The organism is Pseudoruegeria sp. HB172150 (genome assembly GCF_013184805.1).
In the GTDB taxonomy this organism is placed as follows: domain Bacteria; phylum Pseudomonadota; class Alphaproteobacteria; order Rhodobacterales; family Rhodobacteraceae; genus Psychromarinibacter.
On record NZ_JAATNG010000002.1, the window covers coordinates 440,191 to 457,924 of the forward strand.

Here is a 17,734-nt window from a genome sequence, read left to right on the forward strand (position 1 = left end):
CGGGTCCTTCGAACGGAGAGAAGGAGGCGCCAGATGGATATCCTGGTCGGTACGCTCTTGCTGGCGTCGATGTACGCGCTGGTGGCCTTCGCTTGGGTGCTGATGTTCAAGACGACGGGCATTCTGAACCTGGCCACTGGTGCCCATCTGGCAATCGGCGCCTATCTCTTCGACACCTTCGCGACCCGTTGGGAGCTGCCTTGGGCGATAACGATCGCGGGCTGGCTGGTCAGCGGCCTTGCGATCGCCTGGGTGACACAGATGGGGCTGTTCCGCCGGCTGGCGGGACAGCCCGAATTCGTGCTGGTCATCGCGACGTTGGGGCTTGCCAGCCTGCTAAAGGGCGTGCAGTCGCTGACTTGGGGGACCGACAGTCGCCTGATCCGCGAGCCATTTCGCGACGAGTTCTACTTCCTGCCCGGAGACGCGGTGATTTCCGCATATGGGATCGCCACCATCGGGGTGGCGGTGGTGGTGTTCGTCGCGTCCGGCATCTTCTTTTCCCGCACCAAGATCGGTGTTGAGATGCGGGTGACCGCGGAACACGCGATCCTTGCGGCACAGAGCGGCATCCGCGTCGACCGGATCTACATCATCGGCTGGTGGATTGCGTTCAGCATCGCGTCGCTGGCGGGCATCCTGTACGCCTATAACACCGCACTGTCGCCGAACATGGGGGATGCGCTGGGTCTGCGAGGCATCGCGCCGGCGCTGGTGGGCGGGCTGGATTCAATCCGCGGGGTCATTCCCGGAGCGCTGATCGTCGCGTTCGCCGAGGTCGTCGGCGTGCGCCTGCTCGGCGGACAGATGCAGGACGTGACCGCGTGGATCGTCATCCTCGCCGTGCTGCTGATCAAGCCGAACGGGCTGTTCGGGTCCGCCTCTGTGAACCGGGTCTGATGACCACGACGACAGAGATCGACCGGCCGCGAACGCCGCCACGGGCTATCGGCCTTGCCAAGACTGGGCTGGTGCTGGCAGCGGCGCTGGCCCTGCCGCTGATGCTGCAGCGATATCAGCTTGGCCTTGTCAGCAACGCGATGATCCTGGCGCTGGGCGCCATCGCACTGAACGTGGTGATGGGGTTGGCAGGGCTGGTTTCGGCCGGAAACGCGGCGCTGTTCGCGGTGGGTGCTTATGGCGCGGCCACCTGCGCTGTGTTCCTCGGGCTGCCGTTTCCGCTGACACTTCTTGTCTGTGCCGCGCTCGGTGCGTTGGTGGGTCTGCTTGTCGGGCTGCCAGCATTGCGGGTCAGGGGGATCTACCTGGCCATCGCGACGCTGGCACTGCACTACGTTGTGATCTTTGTGCTCAGCCGATACCAGGCCGGTACGGTAGGGCCGATGGGCTTTGTCCTGCCGAAGGCGAACCTTTTCGGGTTTGTGCTGAACGAGGAATGGAAGTGGTACTATCTCATCCTCGTTTCGCTGGTCCTGTGCTTTGTCGCTGTCAACAACATCAAGGCGTCGCGCATTGGCCGCGCGTGGATGCTGTTGAGGGATTCGCCCATCGCGGCCGCCAGCCAAGGCATCGCTGTGTCGCGCTACAAGCTGCTGGCCTTCGTCTTTTCTTCGGCCATCATCGGCTTTTCCGGCGGGCTTCATGCCTATTACCACAGCAACGTCTACATCGAGGCATTCCCGCTGGAATTGGCGATCCAGGTCATTGCGATGATCGTGATCGGTGGCTGGGGCTCGACCGGGGGCGCAATCGCTGGGGCATTCTTCATCTCGCTTCTGCCGACTGCATTGTCGCTGCTGCTGTCCGTGCTGCCGCGCAATGCGGCCGCAACTGAGTTCCTGGCGCGCAATGTCGGGGACGTGCAGCTGATCGTCTATGGCGGGTTGATCATCGGCTTTCTCGTGCTGGAGCCGGACGGGCTGGCCGGGCTGTGGAAACGGTGGGAGAAACGGCTGCTGCGAGGGTTGGGCACATGAGCGCGATCCTTGAGGTCGAGAATCTACACGTAAAGTATAAGGGCTTGGCGACGGCAGTGTCTGACGTTTCCCTCGTCGTCAACGAGGGTGAGGCCACCATTGTCATCGGTGCGAATGGGGCCGGAAAGACGTCGCTTCTGCGTGGGATCGCGGGGTTCTGGCGGACGGAAACGGGGACCGTGTCGGAAGGGCGTATCCGGTTCGAGGGGCGCGACATCACCCGCCAGTCGCCGATTGATATCGCGCGCGGCGGCATTGCGATGGTACCGGAAACGACGAAGATCTTTGCCACCGCCAGTGTCCGCGACAACCTGTATTCAGTCCCCCGGTTGGGGTCGCATCACGACTACCGTGTGCGGCTCGACACCGTGATGGACCTGTTCCCGATCCTGCGCGAACGGCTGTCGCAGCAGGCGGGCTACCTTAGCGGTGGCGAACGCCAGATGCTTGGGCTGGCGCGGGCGTTGCTTCTGAATCCGCGGCTTCTGCTGATCGACGAGGCAACACTGGGTCTCGCGCCCATCGCGGTGGACGCGGTGTTCAACCGGCTGGAGCATATCATCGCCGAGCTGCGCACGACCGTCCTGCTGGTGGAGCAAAACATCGGAGCCGCGATGCGGATCGCGCAGAAGGTCCACGTGATGGAGACAGGGCGGCTGACCTTCAGCGGTACAAAGGAGTCGCTGCTGGCGTCCGGCATTGTCGAGGAAAGCTACCTGGGACGGCGGGCATCATGAGCCACGACAGCGCCATCGTCCTGCAGGATGTCTCGGTGACGCTGGGTGGCAACCGGATCCTCAAAAACGTGTCTCTGGACTTCGCGCAAGGCGTGACATCGGGTCTGATTGGTCCGAACGGCGCCGGGAAGACGACGCTGCTGAACTACATCTGCGGCATCGTTCCGGCCGTGTCCGGGACGCGGCGGATCCTAGGTCGCGATGCCACGCGGCTCGGCACACATGACATGCTGACCGCGGGACTGGCACGGACCTTCCAGGGGGCGCAGTTCGTCGGGGACCTGACAGCGGTGGAGAATGTGATGCTGGGTGCGCATCTGCGGACGCGGGTCAACATCCTTACCGCCGCTCTGCGCACTCCGGCGGCGATGCGCAGCGAGGCGGAGATCCGAGCGCGGGCGCGGGTGGCGCTGGAACGGATAGGGGTCGCGGCCCTGGCGGACAGGCAGATTAACGAGCTGAGTTTCGGCGACCAGCGCAAGGTGGATCTTGCCCGCGCGCTGGTGACGGAGGCGGAATGTATCTTATTGGACGAGCCGATGGCAGGACTGTCCGCCGAGGAGAAGGACAGCCTGTGCGAAGTGCTCCGGGAGTTGCGGCGCGAGGGCGGTCCGACCATTGTGCTGATCGAGCATGACATGCGGGTGGTCAGCGAGCTGTGCGCTTGGACTGCGGTGCTGGACGCGGGCGAGTTGATCGCGCAGGGGCCGACCGACGAGGTGCTGAGCGCCGATGTGGTCATCGAGGCGTATATGGGGACCGGGCAGACTGCCTGATCGGGTCAGGTGCCGCACAGTTGCAGCAGCTTGCGTAGCGCCAGTCGGTCGATCTTTCCGGTCACGTTCCGGGCGAAGTCCGACAGGGCGATGATGTGGATCTCGCTGGGAATCTTGTAGCCGGCGATATGGCCGCGAAGGTGCTGTTTCAGCGCGTCCGGTCCGCAGATTGCGCCGTCGCTCAGCGAGACGAAGGCCACGGGTGTTTCGCCCCATTTCGGATGCGTTACGCCGATTGCAGCGGCTTCGGTGACGTCGGCGTGGGCCAGCAGGGCGCGTTCGATCTCGGCGGGATAGATGTTCTCTCCTCCCGACTTGATCATCCCGCTGACGCGTCCGACGAATTGCAGCGTGCCGTCCGCGTTTCGGCGCAGCACATCGCCGGAGTGGTACCAGCCGCCGGCAAAGGCTTTGGCTGTCGCCTCGGAATTGTTCCAGTAGCCGGAGGCAAGGGTCTGGCTGCGGATCAGGAGTTGACCCGGCTCGCCGTCAGGCACGTCCTGCCCGGCCTCGTCGATCAGGCGGATACTGCACATCGCGCTCTGCATCTTGGGGAGCGTCTGGCCGATGCCTTCCGAAGATTCCGTCACCGATGGTACGCATGGGATGAGCCCGGATTCGGTCATCCCGTAGCTGTTGAGGTAACGGGCGCCGGTGACGGCGCAGATGCGCTGCATCTCTGCAGGGGGTATCAGGTCCGCCATGACACCGACAAGCTTCATCTGACCTCCCGGAAGGGGGGCGGAACCCAGAGCTTCGATCAGCGGTTCGACGGTGCCGGGGACGAGGAACAACCAGCCGATTTTGCGCGCGCGGGCGGTGTCGGCGATCACCTCGGCGCGGAACCCGTCGACGACGACATAGGTGCCGCTCATCACCATCGTGGTGAATACGTAATCGGAGGCGGCGATGTGGAACAGCGGTGCCCAGCCGACAAAGGCGTCTCCCGGTTCCAGTAGCCAGTCGATCCCGATTACCGCGGCCCGGGCAAGCAGCGCCCGGTGCGAGATCGCCACGGCCTTGGGGTGGCCGGTGCTGCCGCTGGTGAAGGTGATCGAAACGATGTCCTCGGATTGGATTTCGAACCGTTCGGGCGAAGTGTTACTCAGATCGCCGAAGGACAGGGTCGAGCCGCCGGTTTCGTAACGGTCCATCAGGATCCGGGGTATCTCGACCCGTGCGCGGTCGAGCAGGGTGCCACATTCCTCGGAGACGGCGATATAGGCCGGTTCCACAACGCTAATCGCGTGTTCGAGTTCGGCGGGCGCGAAGCGCCAGTTCAGCGCGGCGATGGCAATGCCGGCCTTTGCGGCGGCGTGAAACAGCAGCACATATCGGATTGAGTTGTGCGACAGCACCGCTAAGCGGTCGCCTCGACGCATGCCCGTTTGTCGGAGACCCGTGGCGAGACGGTCCGTGATATCGTTCAACTCGCGGTAGGTCAGGGAGGACTCGCCCATCACCAGCGCCTCGGCATCGGGGCGGATGGTGGCTTGGGTCCGCAGGACGTCGGCGAGTGTCAAATCGGTGGCGGCTCGAATCAGAGCGCCCGGGGTCGGGTCGTCATGCATCGGCGGCGCTCCCTGTCTGTCCGTCGGCGGTGACCCCGGTTGAGATCGCGCCGGAGTTTTCGAGGATGGAGATTTCTGTGTCGTTGAAGCCGAGTTCGATGAGAATTTCAGTGCTTTGCTGGCCCAGGGCCGGAGCAGGGCCCATTGCGAACTGGCGCCTGCCATCGTGGTGGAATGGGCTTCCGATGGGAGGCATGTTCTCGCCCTCTGTGGACGTTGCCAGGTAGTCGCGTGCCTTGGCGTGGTCCGAGACCAGCATGTCGCCGTAGTTGTTCACGGCCGTTACGCAGGTGTCGGAGCTGCGGAACAGGGTTTCCACTTCGGCGCGCGTCATATTGCGGAACTTCTCGGCGATCTCTGCCCGCATCACGGCGTCGGTACTGGCGGAAGGGTCCAGCTTCATGATCCGGCAGAATTTAGTCCAGAACTGTGGTTCCACTGCGCCCACCGCGACATGGCCGTCGCGGAGTTCGTAAGTGGTGTAGTTGGCGGCGCCGCCGGAGAATGGTGCCTTTTCCCGGTCCGGCTCGGCGAGGCCGAGTATTGCGGCGGAGAGGATCTCGTTCGGCAACATCGGCAATGCGTCAGCCATGGCGGTGTCAGATAAGCCCCCGCGACCGATTGTCCGCGCGCGCAGCAGCAGCGAAACGGCGCTGAGCGCCGGGACGAGGCCGCCGCCGATCAGGTCGACCAGAGGGGTCTCCGGCAGGCCGTCGCCATGGTGGAGCGGGCGTGCGATGGCGCCGGAATAGGCGAGGTAGTTGATGTCGTGCGCAGCTGTGTCGCGGAGAGGGCTGTTCGCGCCGAAGCCGCTGATCGAGATGCAGACGAGTTCGGGACGATCCGAGAGCAGCTTGTCGAAGTCGAGGCCCAGCCGGGCGGCAACGCCGGGTCGGAAACTTTCGACCAAGATGTCCGAGGTGGCCACAAGGCGCTGCAGGACAGGGGCGGCGGCGGGGTTTTTTAGGTCTAGGCCGAGCGAACGCTTGCCGCCGTTGACATGTTGGAAAACGGCGCCACCGCGCGGACCGGCCTGCAGGCCGAGGTCGCGCTGGTAGTCGCCTCGGCCGGGCTGCTCGACCTTGATCACCTCGGCGCCGAGCGATGTCAGCAACCAGGTGCAATAGGCGCCAGGAAGGAGGCGTGAGAAATCCGCGATGCGCACCCCATGGAGGGGGGGAGTCGGGTCGGTTCCGCCGGGCATTATCGGAAGGGCCGTTGTGGGACCAAGTAGGCTTCGGCGGTGCGGACCGAGTATGTCCTAAAATGTGGATTCAAACTATGCCCTCCCTGACCTGAGGGTTGCTGGACAAACTCTAATTGTCAAAGAAATTCAGAGTTGTTTTGTGGTTGTGGTGAGACGAAGATAGAAATGTTTATACCATAATGTGGTACATCTTTCGTTTGCCTGGTGAGATTACGGTTCATTTCCGCACTGCACCGAGAAAATCGAGCCCCGGTCCCAGATGTCCTCCGCCGTCGATCTGGATCAGTTGGCCCGTCATCATCTCTGCCGCCGGGCTGGCGAGGAAGGCGGCGAGTTCCGCCACCTCCTCTGGCCGGGTGGCGCGTTGCATCGGGGTGGCCGGCTGGATCTTCGCCTGAATGTCGTGGGTGTAGTTCGCGGCGGCGGCTTCGGTTACCACGATGCCGGGTCCGATGCAGTTCACACGGATCCGGTGCGGAGCCCATTCCAGCGCGAGGCTGCGGGACAGGCCCAGAACGCCAGCGCGGGCGGCGATGGAGTGCGAGACCCCGGCCGTTCCTCGTTCTACCAGCGAGAGCGACATGTTGAGAATGCTGCCGCCGTTGCGGGCGAGAAAAGGGAAGGCCGCCGCGACCGCAGTGTGTACCGTGTTCAGGTTCAGGTCGATCACTGCTTCCCAGCCACGGCGCGAGATGTCCTCCGCGCGGCTAACGAACTGCCCGCCGGCATTGTTGACCAGAGTGTCGATGCCGCGCGCGTCACCGATCTGCTTAATCAGGTTCGCGAACGCCTCGTGGTCGCGGATATCGCACGCGGTGTAGTCGTAGAACCCGGTGTAGGTGGCGCGTTTCCCTGTTTCGCGGAGCGCGTCATTGCGGCGGCCGACACCGTGAACACGCGCGCCTAGAGCGTTCAGGCGCAGCGCGATTGCGCGGCCGATTCCGCTGCCGGCGCCGGTGACAATGCAGGACTGTCCACGCAGGCAGCCGTCGGCGAGAACGCCGGTCACGGCGCCTGGTCCGCGTCAGGCAGGCCAAGTTCCGCGCGGATCTCGCTGCCGTGCTCGCCGCGTTGGGGGATCGGCGGCGGTGACCAGGGGCTGGCGCCTACGAAACGTGGGGCGGGCGCGGCTTGCAGACCGCTCTCGGGCACATGCCAGGTCTGCCGCGCGGCGTTCATTTCATGGCCGAGGGCTTCGTCGGGGCTGAGAACCGGCGCGACGCAGGCGTCACTGCCTGCAAAGTGTTCCGCCCAGCTATCTCGAGTGTGTTGGGCAAACAGTGCGGCCAGCCGTTTGGTCAGCGCGGGCCAGCGGGCGCGGTCGAATTGATCGGCGAAGTCCGGGTCCTGCGACAGGCCCAACCGGTCAAGGAGGGCGGCGTAGAACTTCGGCTCCAAGCATTGCACCGAGATGTGGCCGCCATCGGATGTGCGATAGCTGCGCGCCCAGTGCGGGCCATCCAGGATGCCGGTGCCACGTTCTGCCGGCATTCCGCCGGCCTGCCGCAGCGCCATCAGCAAGTTCATCATATGTGCCGAGCCGTCATAAATCGCAGCATCAACCACAGTGCCCTTGCCCGTTTCGCGCGCCTTCATGATGCCGGCCAGCAGGCCGGCCACAAGGTATAGCGCCCCACCGCCGATATCGCCCACCATTGTGGGTGGCGGAAACGGCGACTGACCTGCATTGGAGGCGTACCAGGCGGCGCCGGAGAGGCTAAGGTAGTTCAGATCGTGGCCGGCCCGATCTGCGAGCGGGCCGGTCTGGCCCCAACCGGTCATCCGACCATAAACGAGTGCGGGATTGACCGCGTGGCAGTCTTCCGGGCCGAGGCCGAGCCGTTCCATGACGCCGGGGCGGAAGCCCTCTATCAGGCCGTGGGCGGTGGCGATGAGGTATTTTGCGGTAACGGTATCCTCGGCGGATTTCAGGTCCAGCGAGATTGAGCGTTTGCCACGGTCAAGAATCGAGCGTTCCGGCATGCCCGGTGTGACAGCGCCGCCCTTGCGATGTACGACGATCACGTCAGCGCCTAGATCCGCTAGTAACATGCCGGCGAAGGGGCCGGGGCCGAGACCTTCAATTTCGACGATCCGGACGCCATCGAGCATAGTGCTTCCTCCCGTCTCAGGTGTAGCGGTGATGCGGTTGCTTGTACAACGGGTTTGAAAAAAGGTCAGCCAGCTTGTGCCACTATGCGGGAGAAGCGGAGTCTGAGAAGAATGGCGCTCGAGTCGGTAGCTGTGCCTCGCTAATCCGGCTTGTTGGCTTTGTTTTTGCCGTTTACTATTTAAGGTGTAAACGGAGGATTTTGCCGGTAGTTAGGAAAATATATCCCACAATACGGACAATATGCCTTGTTCGCTTCAGAATCTGGCTGCGCGCCGGGGAAGCGGTATACGGCACGGGGGAAAACTCGCATGACGACGATGCATAACGTGCTCCGGAACGGCGCTGAATTGTACGGCGACAGGGCGGCCATCCTGTTCGGCGAGGACATCCTTTCCTACAGCGCCGTACTGGAGATGGCTGAGCGGTTTGCTGCGGGACTGGGCGCGCTTGGGGTCGGGCCAGGGGACAGCGTCGCCTGCTTGATGGACAATTCGATGGATGCGATCCGGGTGTGGTTCGGTGTCGCGCTATTGGGGGCGGCGGACGTGCCGATGAACCCGCAATACCGAGGAGACCTGCTGGCCTATCTGCTGTCAGATTCCGGGGCAACGGTCGTGATCTGCGATGCTGAGTACTTTCCGGGCGTGCTTGAACTAACGGACCGATTGCCGGAACTGCGGCTGATGGTGATACGGGGGGAGATGCCACGCGATGTGCCGGAGCGCCCTGCGCTCGTTCCGATGGCTGAGGTGGACGGTTCCGAGAGTGCCGAGGTGAACGGGGCGGAAGAGCGGGTGATCCTGTACACCTCGGGCACAACCGGGCCGTCGAAAGGGGTCGTCCACACGCAGGCTTCGAGCCTGGTTCTGTCCGAGTACAACGCGGCGTGCCTGGAATACGGGCCGAAAGACCGGCTGCTGAACTTCTTCCCGTTGTTCCACCAGAATGCGCGCTATACCGGAGTGCTGCCGGCCCTCGTCAGCGGTGGAAGTATCCGGATGCAGCGCAAATTCAGTTCCAGCCGGTTTTGGGATGTCGTTGGCGAAGACGGGATCACGGCGTTCAATTATCTGGGTTCAGTCCTGCGGCTGATCCTGAACGTGACGCCGGAGGGCTGGGGGAGAGGCGATCACACCCTGACAAAAGCCTTCGGGGCGGGGGCGACACCGGCCCTATGGGAGGAATGCGAGCGGCGGCTGGCGATCCGGCTGGTGGAGACGTACGGACTGAGCGAGGCGCCGATGGCCACGCTGAACTCCGGGCTGGCGGGCTGTGCGGGGCCGGTGGGTTCAGCGGGCCGAGCGAGTGAGTTGTTCGAGGTGGCGGTGGTAGACGAAGCCGACCGCCAGGTGCCGGCCGGCACAATCGGCGAGATCGTGATGCGGCCGCGCCGGCCAAACGCGTTGATGCAGGGCTACTTGAACAAGGACGCAGCGACTGTGAGGGCATTCCGGAACCTTTGGTTCCATTCGGGCGACCGGGGCCGTCTGAATGAGGAAGGTTTCCTGTACTTTGAGGCGCGTGACAAGGATTCGATCCGCCGGCGAGGCGAGAACATTTCTGCCTGGGAGGTGGAGAGCGTGCTGGACCGACACCCGGATGTGGCCGAAACGGCGGTGTTCGGGATCCCGTGCGAAGAGACCGACGAGGAAGTTGCGGCGGCGGTAGTGTGGAAGTGCGGCAAGGGCGATTTCGCAGCGCTGCTCGCGCATGCGGAGGCGAGGCTGCCGGAATACGCGGTGCCGACGTGGTTCCGCGTAATGGAGGACCTGCCGCGCACCTCGACGGAAAAGGTGCAGAAGGCGGAATTGCGTAAGGCAGGCCGCGACGCTTGCGTCGCTGCGGCCGAACTGAAGGGTGCGGTGGCCGAGACGTAATCCGCCGGTCGCGCGGCGCTCAGCGGGCGCTGAACGCCTTCAGACGCATCAGCACATCGGGCTTCATCAGCGACAGGTTGGCATCCGTCATCGGCGACAGGGTGCGAGTTTCATTTATGATCTTCTTGCAGGCCGCGATGGCTTCGAGCGAGCTGGCCTTGAGCTCGGACAGGACCCTGTCCAGCGTCGCACCCAGTTCAGCCTGAGGAACCACCTTGGTCAGCATGCCGACGGAATCCGCTTCGGCCGCTGGGAACAGGGCGCCGGTATACATCCAGTAGCGCAGTTTCGCGGGCGGGATTTCCTGCCGCAGAAGGCGGGGCATGTGGCCGTCGACGATACCAACCTTCGCCTCGGGGATTGCGAACCGCGAATTCTCGGTCGCGATGCGGATGTCGCACATCAGCGCCAGGGTCAGACCGCCGCCGAGACAGAGGCCGTCGATGGCGGCGACGGTGGGTTTCGACATGGAACGCAGGGCTTCGAAGGGCAGGTAGTCTTCGTAATCGAAAATGTCGGTTGGCCGCTCGCCGTCCAGCACCTCAAGGATCTCCTTTAGGTCGCCGCCTACTGCGAATGCGCCGTTCGAGCCCTGCACGACCAGAGCATCGACCTCCGCATCGCAGTCCGCGGCTTCGCAAGCCGAGCGGATCGCGGCATACATCGACTTGGTCATGGCGTTCTTTGCTTCGGGGCGGTTCAGGGTGACATAGGCCACCCGGTCGCGCACTTCGTAGAGAATACGGGCGTCGGTCTGCGCGTTCATTCATTGTCCTTTCGTTTCGGCGGTTTACCGGAATGGGTCCAGTCGGTTGGCGCGAGCGCGCGCTCCGCCTCGAGGGCCGATTCGGTGAGGAATTTCGTGGTGGTCCAGCCGCCGTCGACGGCAAGAGTCTGGCCGTTGATCCATCCGGACTGAGGAGAGGACAGGAACCAGATCGCCTGTGCCACGTCTTCGACCGTGCCCATGCGCGCGGCGGGAGTCATGTCGTAGTTCATCCGGCGGAAGCCTTCGACCTCCAGCCGGTGCTCCGTCATTGGTGTCGGTATCACGCCAGGCGCGACGGAGTTGCAGCGAACACCGGAGGTGCCGTATTGCGCCGCCATGTGGCGGGTAAGCCCGTCGAGCCCGGCCTTGGCCGCCGAATAGGCGCCGCCGCGCAGCCCGCCGAGGATGGAATAGGTGGAGGATACGTTGACGACAGTTGCCTCGTTTCCGAACGCCTTCAGCGCCTCGCGGCACATCCGGAACGGTGCGCGCAGCATGAGGCCGAGGAAGTAGTCGAGAGTTTCATCATCAGTCTCGTGCACCGGCTTCGGGCTACCGATGCCCGCGTTGTTCACAAGGTGATCAAGCCGGCCGAAATGCTCCAGAACGGAAGCAACCGCACACTCCGGCGCATTGTCGGCCATGACGTCGAGGGCCGCTGTTGCAAGCGGGGAGTCAAGGTCGGCGCAGGCGTCTTTCATCGCAGCGAGTTTTGCGGGGTCGCGGGCTACGCCGAGGACGGCACAGCCGTTCTGCAGGAAGGTGCGGGCGGTGGCGAGACCGATGCCGCTCGACGCACCGGTGATCAGGGCTGCACGCAAAGTGTCCTCCTATGCCGGTTGATAGGGCGCAAGCGCCGCGGCCAGATCCAGCAGCGGCGCGGCGGCGCCAAGGCGGGACAGAACGTGCGCCTGTTTCAGGTAGTGGTGGGCGTCGGCTTCGGCGGAGAAGCCGATGCCGCCGTGGATCTGGATGCAGGTGCGTGCGTTGAATAGCGCCACGCGCGGCGCCAGGCGACGAAGCGCGGCAATCTGGAAAGCTGCATCGGCGCGGCCGTCGCGCGCGGCAATAGCGGCCATGTCGAGCTGGGTCGATAGCATCTCCGCCTGGATCGCCATGTCGGCCGCCTGGTGCTTGATCGCCTGGAACGCACCGATGGGTTTTCCGAACTGGCGGCGCACCTGGGCGTAGTCGACGGCGAGATCCAGTGTTGCCTCGGCTATTCCGAGGAGCTGAGCGGATACAAGCAGGTCGGCGATTTCGAGGAGTGGGCCGCCGTTGCTGGCGGCAACTGTTTTGCCTGCGCCGAGAGCGAGGCGGCGTGTGGTGACGCTGCCATGGCCAAGGCCTTCGACCACCGTTGTATGTGTGTCGGCGAGATCGAGGATCGACAGGTGCCGGTCGCCGAAGAGCAGGGCGTAGCGGCAGCCTTCGGACGCGATCAGCAAAGTGCCTTCTGCGGCGGGGATCGCCGCGCAAACGGTTTCGGTACCATCAGCGAAAGCACTGGCCAGATCCGCCGCACCTTGTCCGGCCGCGACACGGGCGGCGATTGGCGCCGCCAGCGCCCTGACCGAAACGACATGGCGACCGAGGAGAACGTGGAGCAGCGCCTCTTCGACGAGGGTGAAACCGGTGCCGCCCTGGTCCTCAGGCAATGCAAGGTTGAAGCCGCCGAATTCGGCGATGGCCGTGACTGTGTCGTCCTGCGAATCCCGCAGGCGCGACACAGGGTGGCCCTGACTTAGCATTGCGGCGGCGGCATCGAGGATCTGGCGCTGGTCTTCACTGAGATTCAGGTCACAGGTCATCGGCTACTCCCGCGGCAGGCCGAGAATGCGCTCGGCGATGATGTTGCGCTGGATCTCGGCGGTGCCGCCGGCGATGGTTTCGGAATAGGCCTCCAGATAGTCGTGCGTCAGCGCTGTGTCGGTCAGCGCCTCCGGCCCGAGCACGTCCATCGATGCCTGCGCGATCCGTTGCGCCAGTTCGGCGAAGTAGAGGCGCATCAGCGAGCCTTCGGACGGGTTTGCGGGTTCGCGGAAGATCGTGCGGTAGGTCATTGCGCGGAGCGCCGCACCTTCCGCCCGCAGGTCGGCGAGGCGTTCGGCCATAGCGCTGCCGGGAGTGGGTTCGGCGCGGGCGATCAGGTCCTCGATGCGGATGGAGAGGGCGAGCTGGACGCCCATCGCCGCGGTCTTGCGCTCGAAGCCAAGCGTTGTCATGGCGGTGCGCCAGCCGTCGTGGAGTCCACCGACGACATTAGAAAGAGGGATGCGGACGTCGTCATAGAAAACTTCGGCGAAATGGGTGACTCCAGCCATGTTGCGGATTGGCCGGACGGTGATGCCAGGGCTTTCCATATCGCAGATCACCCAGCTCAACCCGCGGTGGCGCTTCTGCTCGGGGTCGGTTCGGATCAGCAGTTCCTGATAATCTGCGATGTCGGCAAAGCTAGTCCAGATTTTCTGACCGTTCACGACGATCTCGTCACCCTCCACGCGACCCGTGGTCGACAGCGAGGCGAGGTCGGAGCCGGCACCGGGTTCCGAGAAGCCCTGGCACCAGACCGATTTGCCCTCGAGGATGCGGGGCAGGTGGAACGTCTTCTGTTCGTCGGTGCCGAGGGCGATCAGGGTAGGGCCGGCGTGGTTCACCGAAACGAAGGTGCAGTCGAGGACCGAGGGCGCACGGGCGCGGACATATTCCTCGTACCAGAGGATCAGTTTCGACGGCGCCAGGCTCTGGCCGCCGTACTCTCTTGGCCAGCCGATACCGGACCAGCCGCCCGCGTGGCATTTCGCGAGCCAGGACAACGCATAGTCACGCGCCGGCTGGCCGTCGTAAGGCGGCGTGTCTGTTGGTGCATTGGCGGCGAGCCAGTCGCGGGCGGCCTGGCGAAAGCGTTCGTCGTCTTCTGAGAATTCTAGCTGCATGTCCCTCTCATGACATCCATCCCCCGGCCACGTCGACAACGGCGCCGGTCATGTAACTAGAGGCGTCGCTGGCGAGGAAGGCGACGACGCTTGCGATTTCCTCTGGTTCGCCCCAGCGATCCATAGGCACATTGTACATCTGCCGCTCCATCTGTACCGGGTCCACACCTTCGGCCATCGGGGTGCGTATGGTGCCGGGTGCGATGGCGTTCACGCGGATACCGTACGGTGCCAGAGTCTTGGCAAGGCTCTTGGTAAGGCCGATCAGCCCGGCCTTGGAGGCGCCGTAGGGCACCATCGGGCTGCCGAGCTTGCCATTGATCGACGCGATGTTGACGATGGCGCCTTGCCCTACCTTCGCCATTCGGCGTGCGACACGCTGGGAGAGAAGGAACGGCGCGCGCAGGTTGACCGCGAGTACGCGGTCGAAGTCGTCGAGCGACAGGTCGAATATTGCCTTTCGTTCGTAAAGGCCGGCGCAGTTGACCAGGCAGCCGACGGGTTCGTCTCTGTCGAATTGCGGCAGGAGCTCGGCCACGGCGCCGAGGTCTGACAGATCGCAGGGAAGGAATCGGTCGGGCCCGTCGGAACCAGCAGAGGTATCGGGGTGGTCTATGCCAATCACATGGTCGCCCGCGGCCTTTAGCGTGGCGCAGATCGACCTGCCCATTCCGCCATGACAGCCGGTGACCACCGAAACGCGCATGTTCTCCTCCACAGAAAGTGTCCCAATATATGGACGAATCTTTCCTGCTCGCCTTGATGTCGGGACCCGCTTGGAGCGTAGGCTTTGGTTTGCAAATGTACAATGGTGAATTTTACATCGAAAGCTTGACAAAAAATGCCGCTATCGGCAGCTTTGCTGCAGGAGTCGTTGTATATAGAATCCCGAATAATGGGACAAATGGGGAGGATGGGATTGGATTTCGACTGGACCGACGAGGAGCGCGCCTATCGTGCGCGCATCCGGGACTTCCTACGCAGGGAGCTTCCACCGGAATGGGGCGACATCGCGCGTCACGGTCCCGGGTCGAAGGAACAGACCGACTTCAGCCGCACCTTCTGTCCGAAGCTTGCAGAAGCGGGCTTGCTGGTGCCGCACTGGCCGGCGGAATGGGGCGGCGCGGACCGGCCGACATGGGAACACTTCATCCTCGGCGAGGAGATGTGGGCCTCAGGGGAGCCGCGCGGCGCCCAATACATGAACGTTAACTGGATTGGGCCGACGCTTATGCGTTACGGCTCGGACGAACAGAAACAGCGATACATCCCGCCGATGGCGAAGGGTCAAGCGATCTGGTGCCAGGGGTTTTCCGAGCCGAATGCCGGATCTGACCTGGCTGCGCTGCGCACTCGCGCGGTCCGCGACGGCGACGACTATGTGATCAACGGAACGAAGATCTGGACCTCCTATGCCGGGCTGGCCGAGACCTGTTTCCTGCTGGCCCGTACCGGTGGCGCCGATACGGGCAAGGCCGGCATCGCGATCTTCCTCGTACCAATGGATACGCCCGGGGTCGAGGTGCGGGCGATTCCCAGCCTGATCGGACACGGCGACATTCATGAATGTTTCTTCACCGATGTACGCGTGCCTGCCAGTTCTCGACTTGGCGCTGAAGGCGAAGCGTGGTCGATCATCCGGTATTCTCTGGCGAACGAAAGGGTGGGCATTCCCCGCTATGAGCTGTCGGCGAGGGTGCTGGAGGAAATGGTCGAGGATCTGAAGCAGCAGGGCCGTTTCGACGATCCTGCGATCCAGATCCGCGCTGGAGAGGCGGCAGCTGCCTGCGAGGCGGCGCGGCTACTGACCTACCGGGTTGTGGACCAGAAGGCGCGCGGCGGTGCACCCGGGCCGGAGGCGAATGTCGCCCGGTTCGCGGTTGTGACGGCTGACAATTCGGTGACGGACTTCGGGTTGGATTTCCTGCCCGATTTTTTCTCGGGCCTGAACCGCCCAGGCTATCTTGCCCACCATGAACGAGCCATCGTTGCAGGCATTGCGGCTGGCGCGGCGGAAATCCAGCTGAACCTGATTGCCCACCGCTTCCTCGATCTCCCGAAGGTGGCGTCCTGATGTATTTCGAGCCGAACGAAGATCAGGCGACGTTTCTGTCCGTCCTCGATCAGATTGCGTCGGGAGACGGTTCCGGTTGGAAGGTGCCGGCCGACTGGTCCCGGTTTCACTGGGCTGACGAGCTTGACCGGACGCTGGAAGACAACGGTTTCTACGATTGCGCAATTGAGGAGACGCTTGGTCCGGTGACGGCTGCCGCGATGATCCATCGGCTGGCGCGGCTTTCGGTCACGATGGAGTTCGCCGCCTCGGCGATGCTGCGCCCGTTTCTGCCGCCGGACCTGCCACGCCCAATTGCTGTAATTGATGGTGATCCGGCGGCGGCCATCCGCTACCTGCCGGTGGCGCGGTCTGTGCTTTCCATCGGCGAGTATGAGGTGCGCGCAGCGATGCTCGACGACGGCGATGTGCAGCCGGTGGAGAGCCTGTTCGCCTATCCGATGGGCGTCTTCTCGGCCACTATCGGCCGGTGGCAGAGAATTGATGTCGATCCGCGTCGGGTACGGGAAAGCTGGCGCGTCGCCGTGGCGGCAGAGCTTGGCGGTACGCTTCTGGGCGGACGCGACGCAGTGCTGGCACATTTGCGCGAACGGCGGCAGTTCGGGCAGGCGCTTGGGAGTTTCCAGGGGTTGCAGCACCGGCTTGCTGCCTCTGCCACAAAGATCGAGGCGGCCTACTGGCTGACCCTGAAGGCAGCACAGGGCCTTGAGGCAGCGGATTCGGCGGTGGCGCTGGGCTATGTCCAGAATGCCGCGACCACTGTGGTCTACGATCTGCACCAGTTCATGGGCGCTATGGGGCTGACACTGGAGCATCCGCTGCACCGCTGGACCTACCGCGCGCGCTTGCTGAAATCGGCACTTGGCGGGGCGGGTGAGAACCTGAAACTGGCGGCCAGCCGTAAATGGAGGGCCGCATGACAGATTTGCCGTCATTCGAGATGCTGAAGCTTACCCGCAAGGGACGGCGGCTCGACATCATGCTGAACCGGCCGGAGGTGCTGAACGCTTTTGGCAAGGTGATGCATATCGAGATCATCGACGCGCTTAGGTTCGCCTCTGCCGATGAGGGTTCCGATGTGATCGTGCTGACAGGCGCAGGGAAAGCTTTCTCGGCCGGTGGGGATCTGGTGCGGATGGAGGAATTTCAGGTCGACCCGACCGAATTCGACCGCGAGGCGGAGGATGCCAAGCGTATCATCTTCACCCTGCTCGATATCGAGAAGCCGGTGGTCGCGCGGGTGAACGGCGCTGCCGTCGGGCTCGGCGCGACCGTGGCGCTGTTCTGTGACGTGATCTTTGCCGCCGAACGGGCCAAGATCGGCGATCCGCACGTGAAGGTCGGCCTTGTCGCCGGTGATGGCGGGGCCGCGATCTGGCCACAGCTGATCGGCTTCGCCCGGGCGAAGGAATACCTTCTGACAGGAAGGCTGCTGACAGCCGCCGAAGCGGTGGAGATCGGGCTGATCAACCACGCGGTTCCGGCAGAGGAGCTGGACGCGCGGGTCGATGCTTTTTGCGAGGAGCTTATCGGCGGCGCGGCACAGGCGATCCGCTGGACGAAGGTCGTCGTCAATCTCGAACTGAAGCGCATCGCGCATGCGCTGATGGATCCGGGCATCGCATATGAATCTCTGGCCGTACGGACAGAGGATCACCGCAAGGCGGTGCAGAAGATGAAGGAAGAGATCGCGAAGAAGAAGGAATAGGTCCGCGACGGGCCGACGATCAGGGAGGA

Annotated in this window: 17 protein-coding genes; 8 read left to right on the forward strand and 9 right to left on the reverse strand. The window is 63.7% G+C overall.

Going from position 1 to position 17,734, the window contains the following annotated elements:
* Positions 1-33: 33 nt before the first annotated feature.
* From HCO70_RS13935 to HCO70_RS13950, 4 genes are read left to right on the forward strand one after another with little or no spacing between them, the layout of a single operon-like run.
* On the forward strand, positions 34-900 hold the full coding sequence (locus HCO70_RS13935; RefSeq protein WP_172297105.1) for a branched-chain amino acid ABC transporter permease: 867 nt from the start codon (positions 34-36) through the stop codon (positions 898-900).
* A complete protein-coding gene (locus HCO70_RS13940) occupies positions 900-1,937 on the forward strand; it encodes a branched-chain amino acid ABC transporter permease (protein WP_172297107.1) in 1,038 nt (345 codons plus the stop codon). The genes HCO70_RS13935 and HCO70_RS13940 overlap by 1 nt, the downstream gene beginning before the upstream one ends.
* Complete coding sequence (locus HCO70_RS13945) at positions 1,934-2,674, forward strand: ABC transporter ATP-binding protein (protein WP_172297109.1); 741 nt, start codon at positions 1,934-1,936, stop codon at positions 2,672-2,674. The genes HCO70_RS13940 and HCO70_RS13945 overlap by 4 nt, the downstream gene beginning before the upstream one ends.
* The gene (locus HCO70_RS13950) at positions 2,671-3,450 is read left to right on the forward strand and encodes an ABC transporter ATP-binding protein (RefSeq protein WP_172297129.1); all 780 of its coding nucleotides are present in this window, start codon (positions 2,671-2,673) and stop codon (positions 3,448-3,450) included. The genes HCO70_RS13945 and HCO70_RS13950 overlap by 4 nt, the downstream gene beginning before the upstream one ends.
* Positions 3,451-3,455: 5 nt before the next feature.
* On the opposite strand, the gene HCO70_RS13955 is transcribed toward HCO70_RS13950, so the two are convergent.
* The 4 genes from HCO70_RS13955 to HCO70_RS13970 form a co-directional block, all read right to left on the reverse strand.
* Positions 3,456-5,021 (reverse strand): class I adenylate-forming enzyme family protein, encoded by a 1,566-nt coding sequence (locus tag HCO70_RS13955; protein WP_172297131.1) that lies wholly within the window; start codon positions 5,019-5,021, stop codon positions 3,456-3,458.
* Positions 5,014-6,225 (reverse strand): CaiB/BaiF CoA-transferase family protein, encoded by a 1,212-nt coding sequence (locus HCO70_RS13960; RefSeq protein WP_172297133.1) that lies wholly within the window; start codon positions 6,223-6,225, stop codon positions 5,014-5,016. Before HCO70_RS13960 ends, HCO70_RS13955 begins: the two co-directional genes overlap by 8 nt.
* A gap of 220 nt (positions 6,226-6,445) precedes the next feature.
* The gene (locus HCO70_RS13965; protein WP_172297135.1) at positions 6,446-7,237 is read right to left on the reverse strand and encodes an SDR family oxidoreductase; all 792 of its coding nucleotides are present in this window, start codon (positions 7,235-7,237) and stop codon (positions 6,446-6,448) included.
* Complete coding sequence (locus tag HCO70_RS13970; RefSeq protein ID WP_172297137.1) at positions 7,234-8,340, reverse strand: CaiB/BaiF CoA-transferase family protein; 1,107 nt, start codon at positions 8,338-8,340, stop codon at positions 7,234-7,236. Before HCO70_RS13970 ends, HCO70_RS13965 begins: the two co-directional genes overlap by 4 nt.
* Positions 8,341-8,649: 309 nt before the next feature.
* Here HCO70_RS13970 and HCO70_RS13975 point away from each other — a divergent pair, with 309 nt between their 5' ends.
* The gene (locus HCO70_RS13975; protein WP_172297139.1) at positions 8,650-10,218 is read left to right on the forward strand and encodes an AMP-binding protein; all 1,569 of its coding nucleotides are present in this window, start codon (positions 8,650-8,652) and stop codon (positions 10,216-10,218) included.
* A gap of 19 nt (positions 10,219-10,237) precedes the next feature.
* Here the strand turns inward: HCO70_RS13975 and HCO70_RS13980 are convergent, their stop codons facing one another.
* From HCO70_RS13980 to HCO70_RS14000, 5 genes are read right to left on the reverse strand one after another with little or no spacing between them, the layout of a single operon-like run.
* Positions 10,238-10,984: an enoyl-CoA hydratase/isomerase family protein gene (locus HCO70_RS13980; RefSeq protein ID WP_172297141.1), complete on the reverse strand. Its 747-nt coding sequence runs from the start codon at positions 10,982-10,984 to the stop codon at positions 10,238-10,240.
* A complete protein-coding gene (locus HCO70_RS13985) occupies positions 10,981-11,808 on the reverse strand; it encodes an SDR family NAD(P)-dependent oxidoreductase (RefSeq protein ID WP_172297143.1) in 828 nt (275 codons plus the stop codon). Before HCO70_RS13985 ends, HCO70_RS13980 begins: the two co-directional genes overlap by 4 nt.
* 9 nt (positions 11,809-11,817) lie before the next feature.
* Positions 11,818-12,798, reverse strand: a complete 981-nt coding sequence (locus HCO70_RS13990) for an acyl-CoA dehydrogenase family protein (RefSeq protein WP_172297145.1) — start codon at positions 12,796-12,798, stop codon at positions 11,818-11,820.
* Between the two features lie 3 nt (positions 12,799-12,801).
* Entirely contained in the window at positions 12,802-13,923 is a 1,122-nt protein-coding gene (locus tag HCO70_RS13995) for an acyl-CoA dehydrogenase family protein (protein ID WP_172297147.1), read from the reverse strand.
* 7 nt (positions 13,924-13,930) lie between these two features.
* The gene (locus HCO70_RS14000; RefSeq protein WP_172297149.1) at positions 13,931-14,629 is read right to left on the reverse strand and encodes an SDR family NAD(P)-dependent oxidoreductase; all 699 of its coding nucleotides are present in this window, start codon (positions 14,627-14,629) and stop codon (positions 13,931-13,933) included.
* A gap of 207 nt (positions 14,630-14,836) precedes the next feature.
* On the opposite strand from HCO70_RS14000, the gene HCO70_RS14005 reads away from it, so the two are divergent.
* From HCO70_RS14005 to HCO70_RS14015, 3 genes are read left to right on the forward strand one after another with little or no spacing between them, the layout of a single operon-like run.
* On the forward strand, positions 14,837-15,997 hold the full coding sequence (locus HCO70_RS14005; protein ID WP_253913308.1) for an acyl-CoA dehydrogenase family protein: 1,161 nt from the start codon (positions 14,837-14,839) through the stop codon (positions 15,995-15,997).
* Positions 15,997-16,917 carry an acyl-CoA dehydrogenase family protein gene (locus HCO70_RS14010; RefSeq protein WP_172297153.1) on the forward strand — a complete coding sequence of 307 codons (921 nt, stop codon included), beginning with the start codon at positions 15,997-15,999 and terminating at the stop codon, positions 16,915-16,917. The genes HCO70_RS14005 and HCO70_RS14010 overlap by 1 nt, the downstream gene beginning before the upstream one ends.
* Entirely contained in the window at positions 16,914-17,705 is a 792-nt protein-coding gene (locus tag HCO70_RS14015; RefSeq protein ID WP_172297155.1) for an enoyl-CoA hydratase/isomerase family protein, read from the forward strand. The genes HCO70_RS14010 and HCO70_RS14015 overlap by 4 nt, the downstream gene beginning before the upstream one ends.
* Positions 17,706-17,734 lie beyond the last annotated feature (29 nt).

Bases quoted from the DNA above. Each gene is read 5' to 3' on its own strand.
- HCO70_RS13935 (WP_172297105.1), top strand. From the start codon at position 34: ATGGATATCCTGGTCGGTACGCTCTTGCTGGCGTCGATGTACGCGCTG.
- HCO70_RS13940 (WP_172297107.1), top strand. From the start codon at position 900: ATGACCACGACGACAGAGATCGACCGGCCGCGAACGCCGCCACGGGCT.
- HCO70_RS13945 (WP_172297109.1), top strand. From the start codon at position 1,934: ATGAGCGCGATCCTTGAGGTCGAGAATCTACACGTAAAGTATAAGGGC.
- HCO70_RS13950 (WP_172297129.1), top strand. From the start codon at position 2,671: ATGAGCCACGACAGCGCCATCGTCCTGCAGGATGTCTCGGTGACGCTG.
- HCO70_RS13955 (WP_172297131.1), bottom strand. From the start codon at position 5,021: ATGCATGACGACCCGACCCCGGGCGCTCTGATTCGAGCCGCCACCGAT.
- HCO70_RS13960 (WP_172297133.1), bottom strand. From the start codon at position 6,225: ATGCCCGGCGGAACCGACCCGACTCCCCCCCTCCATGGGGTGCGCATC.
- HCO70_RS13970 (WP_172297137.1), bottom strand. From the start codon at position 8,340: ATGCTCGATGGCGTCCGGATCGTCGAAATTGAAGGTCTCGGCCCCGGC.
- HCO70_RS13975 (WP_172297139.1), top strand. From the start codon at position 8,650: ATGACGACGATGCATAACGTGCTCCGGAACGGCGCTGAATTGTACGGC.
- HCO70_RS13980 (WP_172297141.1), bottom strand. From the start codon at position 10,984: ATGAACGCGCAGACCGACGCCCGTATTCTCTACGAAGTGCGCGACCGG.
- HCO70_RS13990 (WP_172297145.1), bottom strand. From the start codon at position 12,798: ATGACCTGTGACCTGAATCTCAGTGAAGACCAGCGCCAGATCCTCGAT.
- HCO70_RS13995 (WP_172297147.1), bottom strand. From the start codon at position 13,923: ATGCAGCTAGAATTCTCAGAAGACGACGAACGCTTTCGCCAGGCCGCC.
- HCO70_RS14000 (WP_172297149.1), bottom strand. From the start codon at position 14,629: ATGCGCGTTTCGGTGGTCACCGGCTGTCATGGCGGAATGGGCAGGTCG.
- HCO70_RS14005 (WP_253913308.1), top strand. From the start codon at position 14,837: ATGGGATTGGATTTCGACTGGACCGACGAGGAGCGCGCCTATCGTGCG.
- HCO70_RS14010 (WP_172297153.1), top strand. From the start codon at position 15,997: ATGTATTTCGAGCCGAACGAAGATCAGGCGACGTTTCTGTCCGTCCTC.
- HCO70_RS14015 (WP_172297155.1), top strand. From the start codon at position 16,914: ATGACAGATTTGCCGTCATTCGAGATGCTGAAGCTTACCCGCAAGGGA.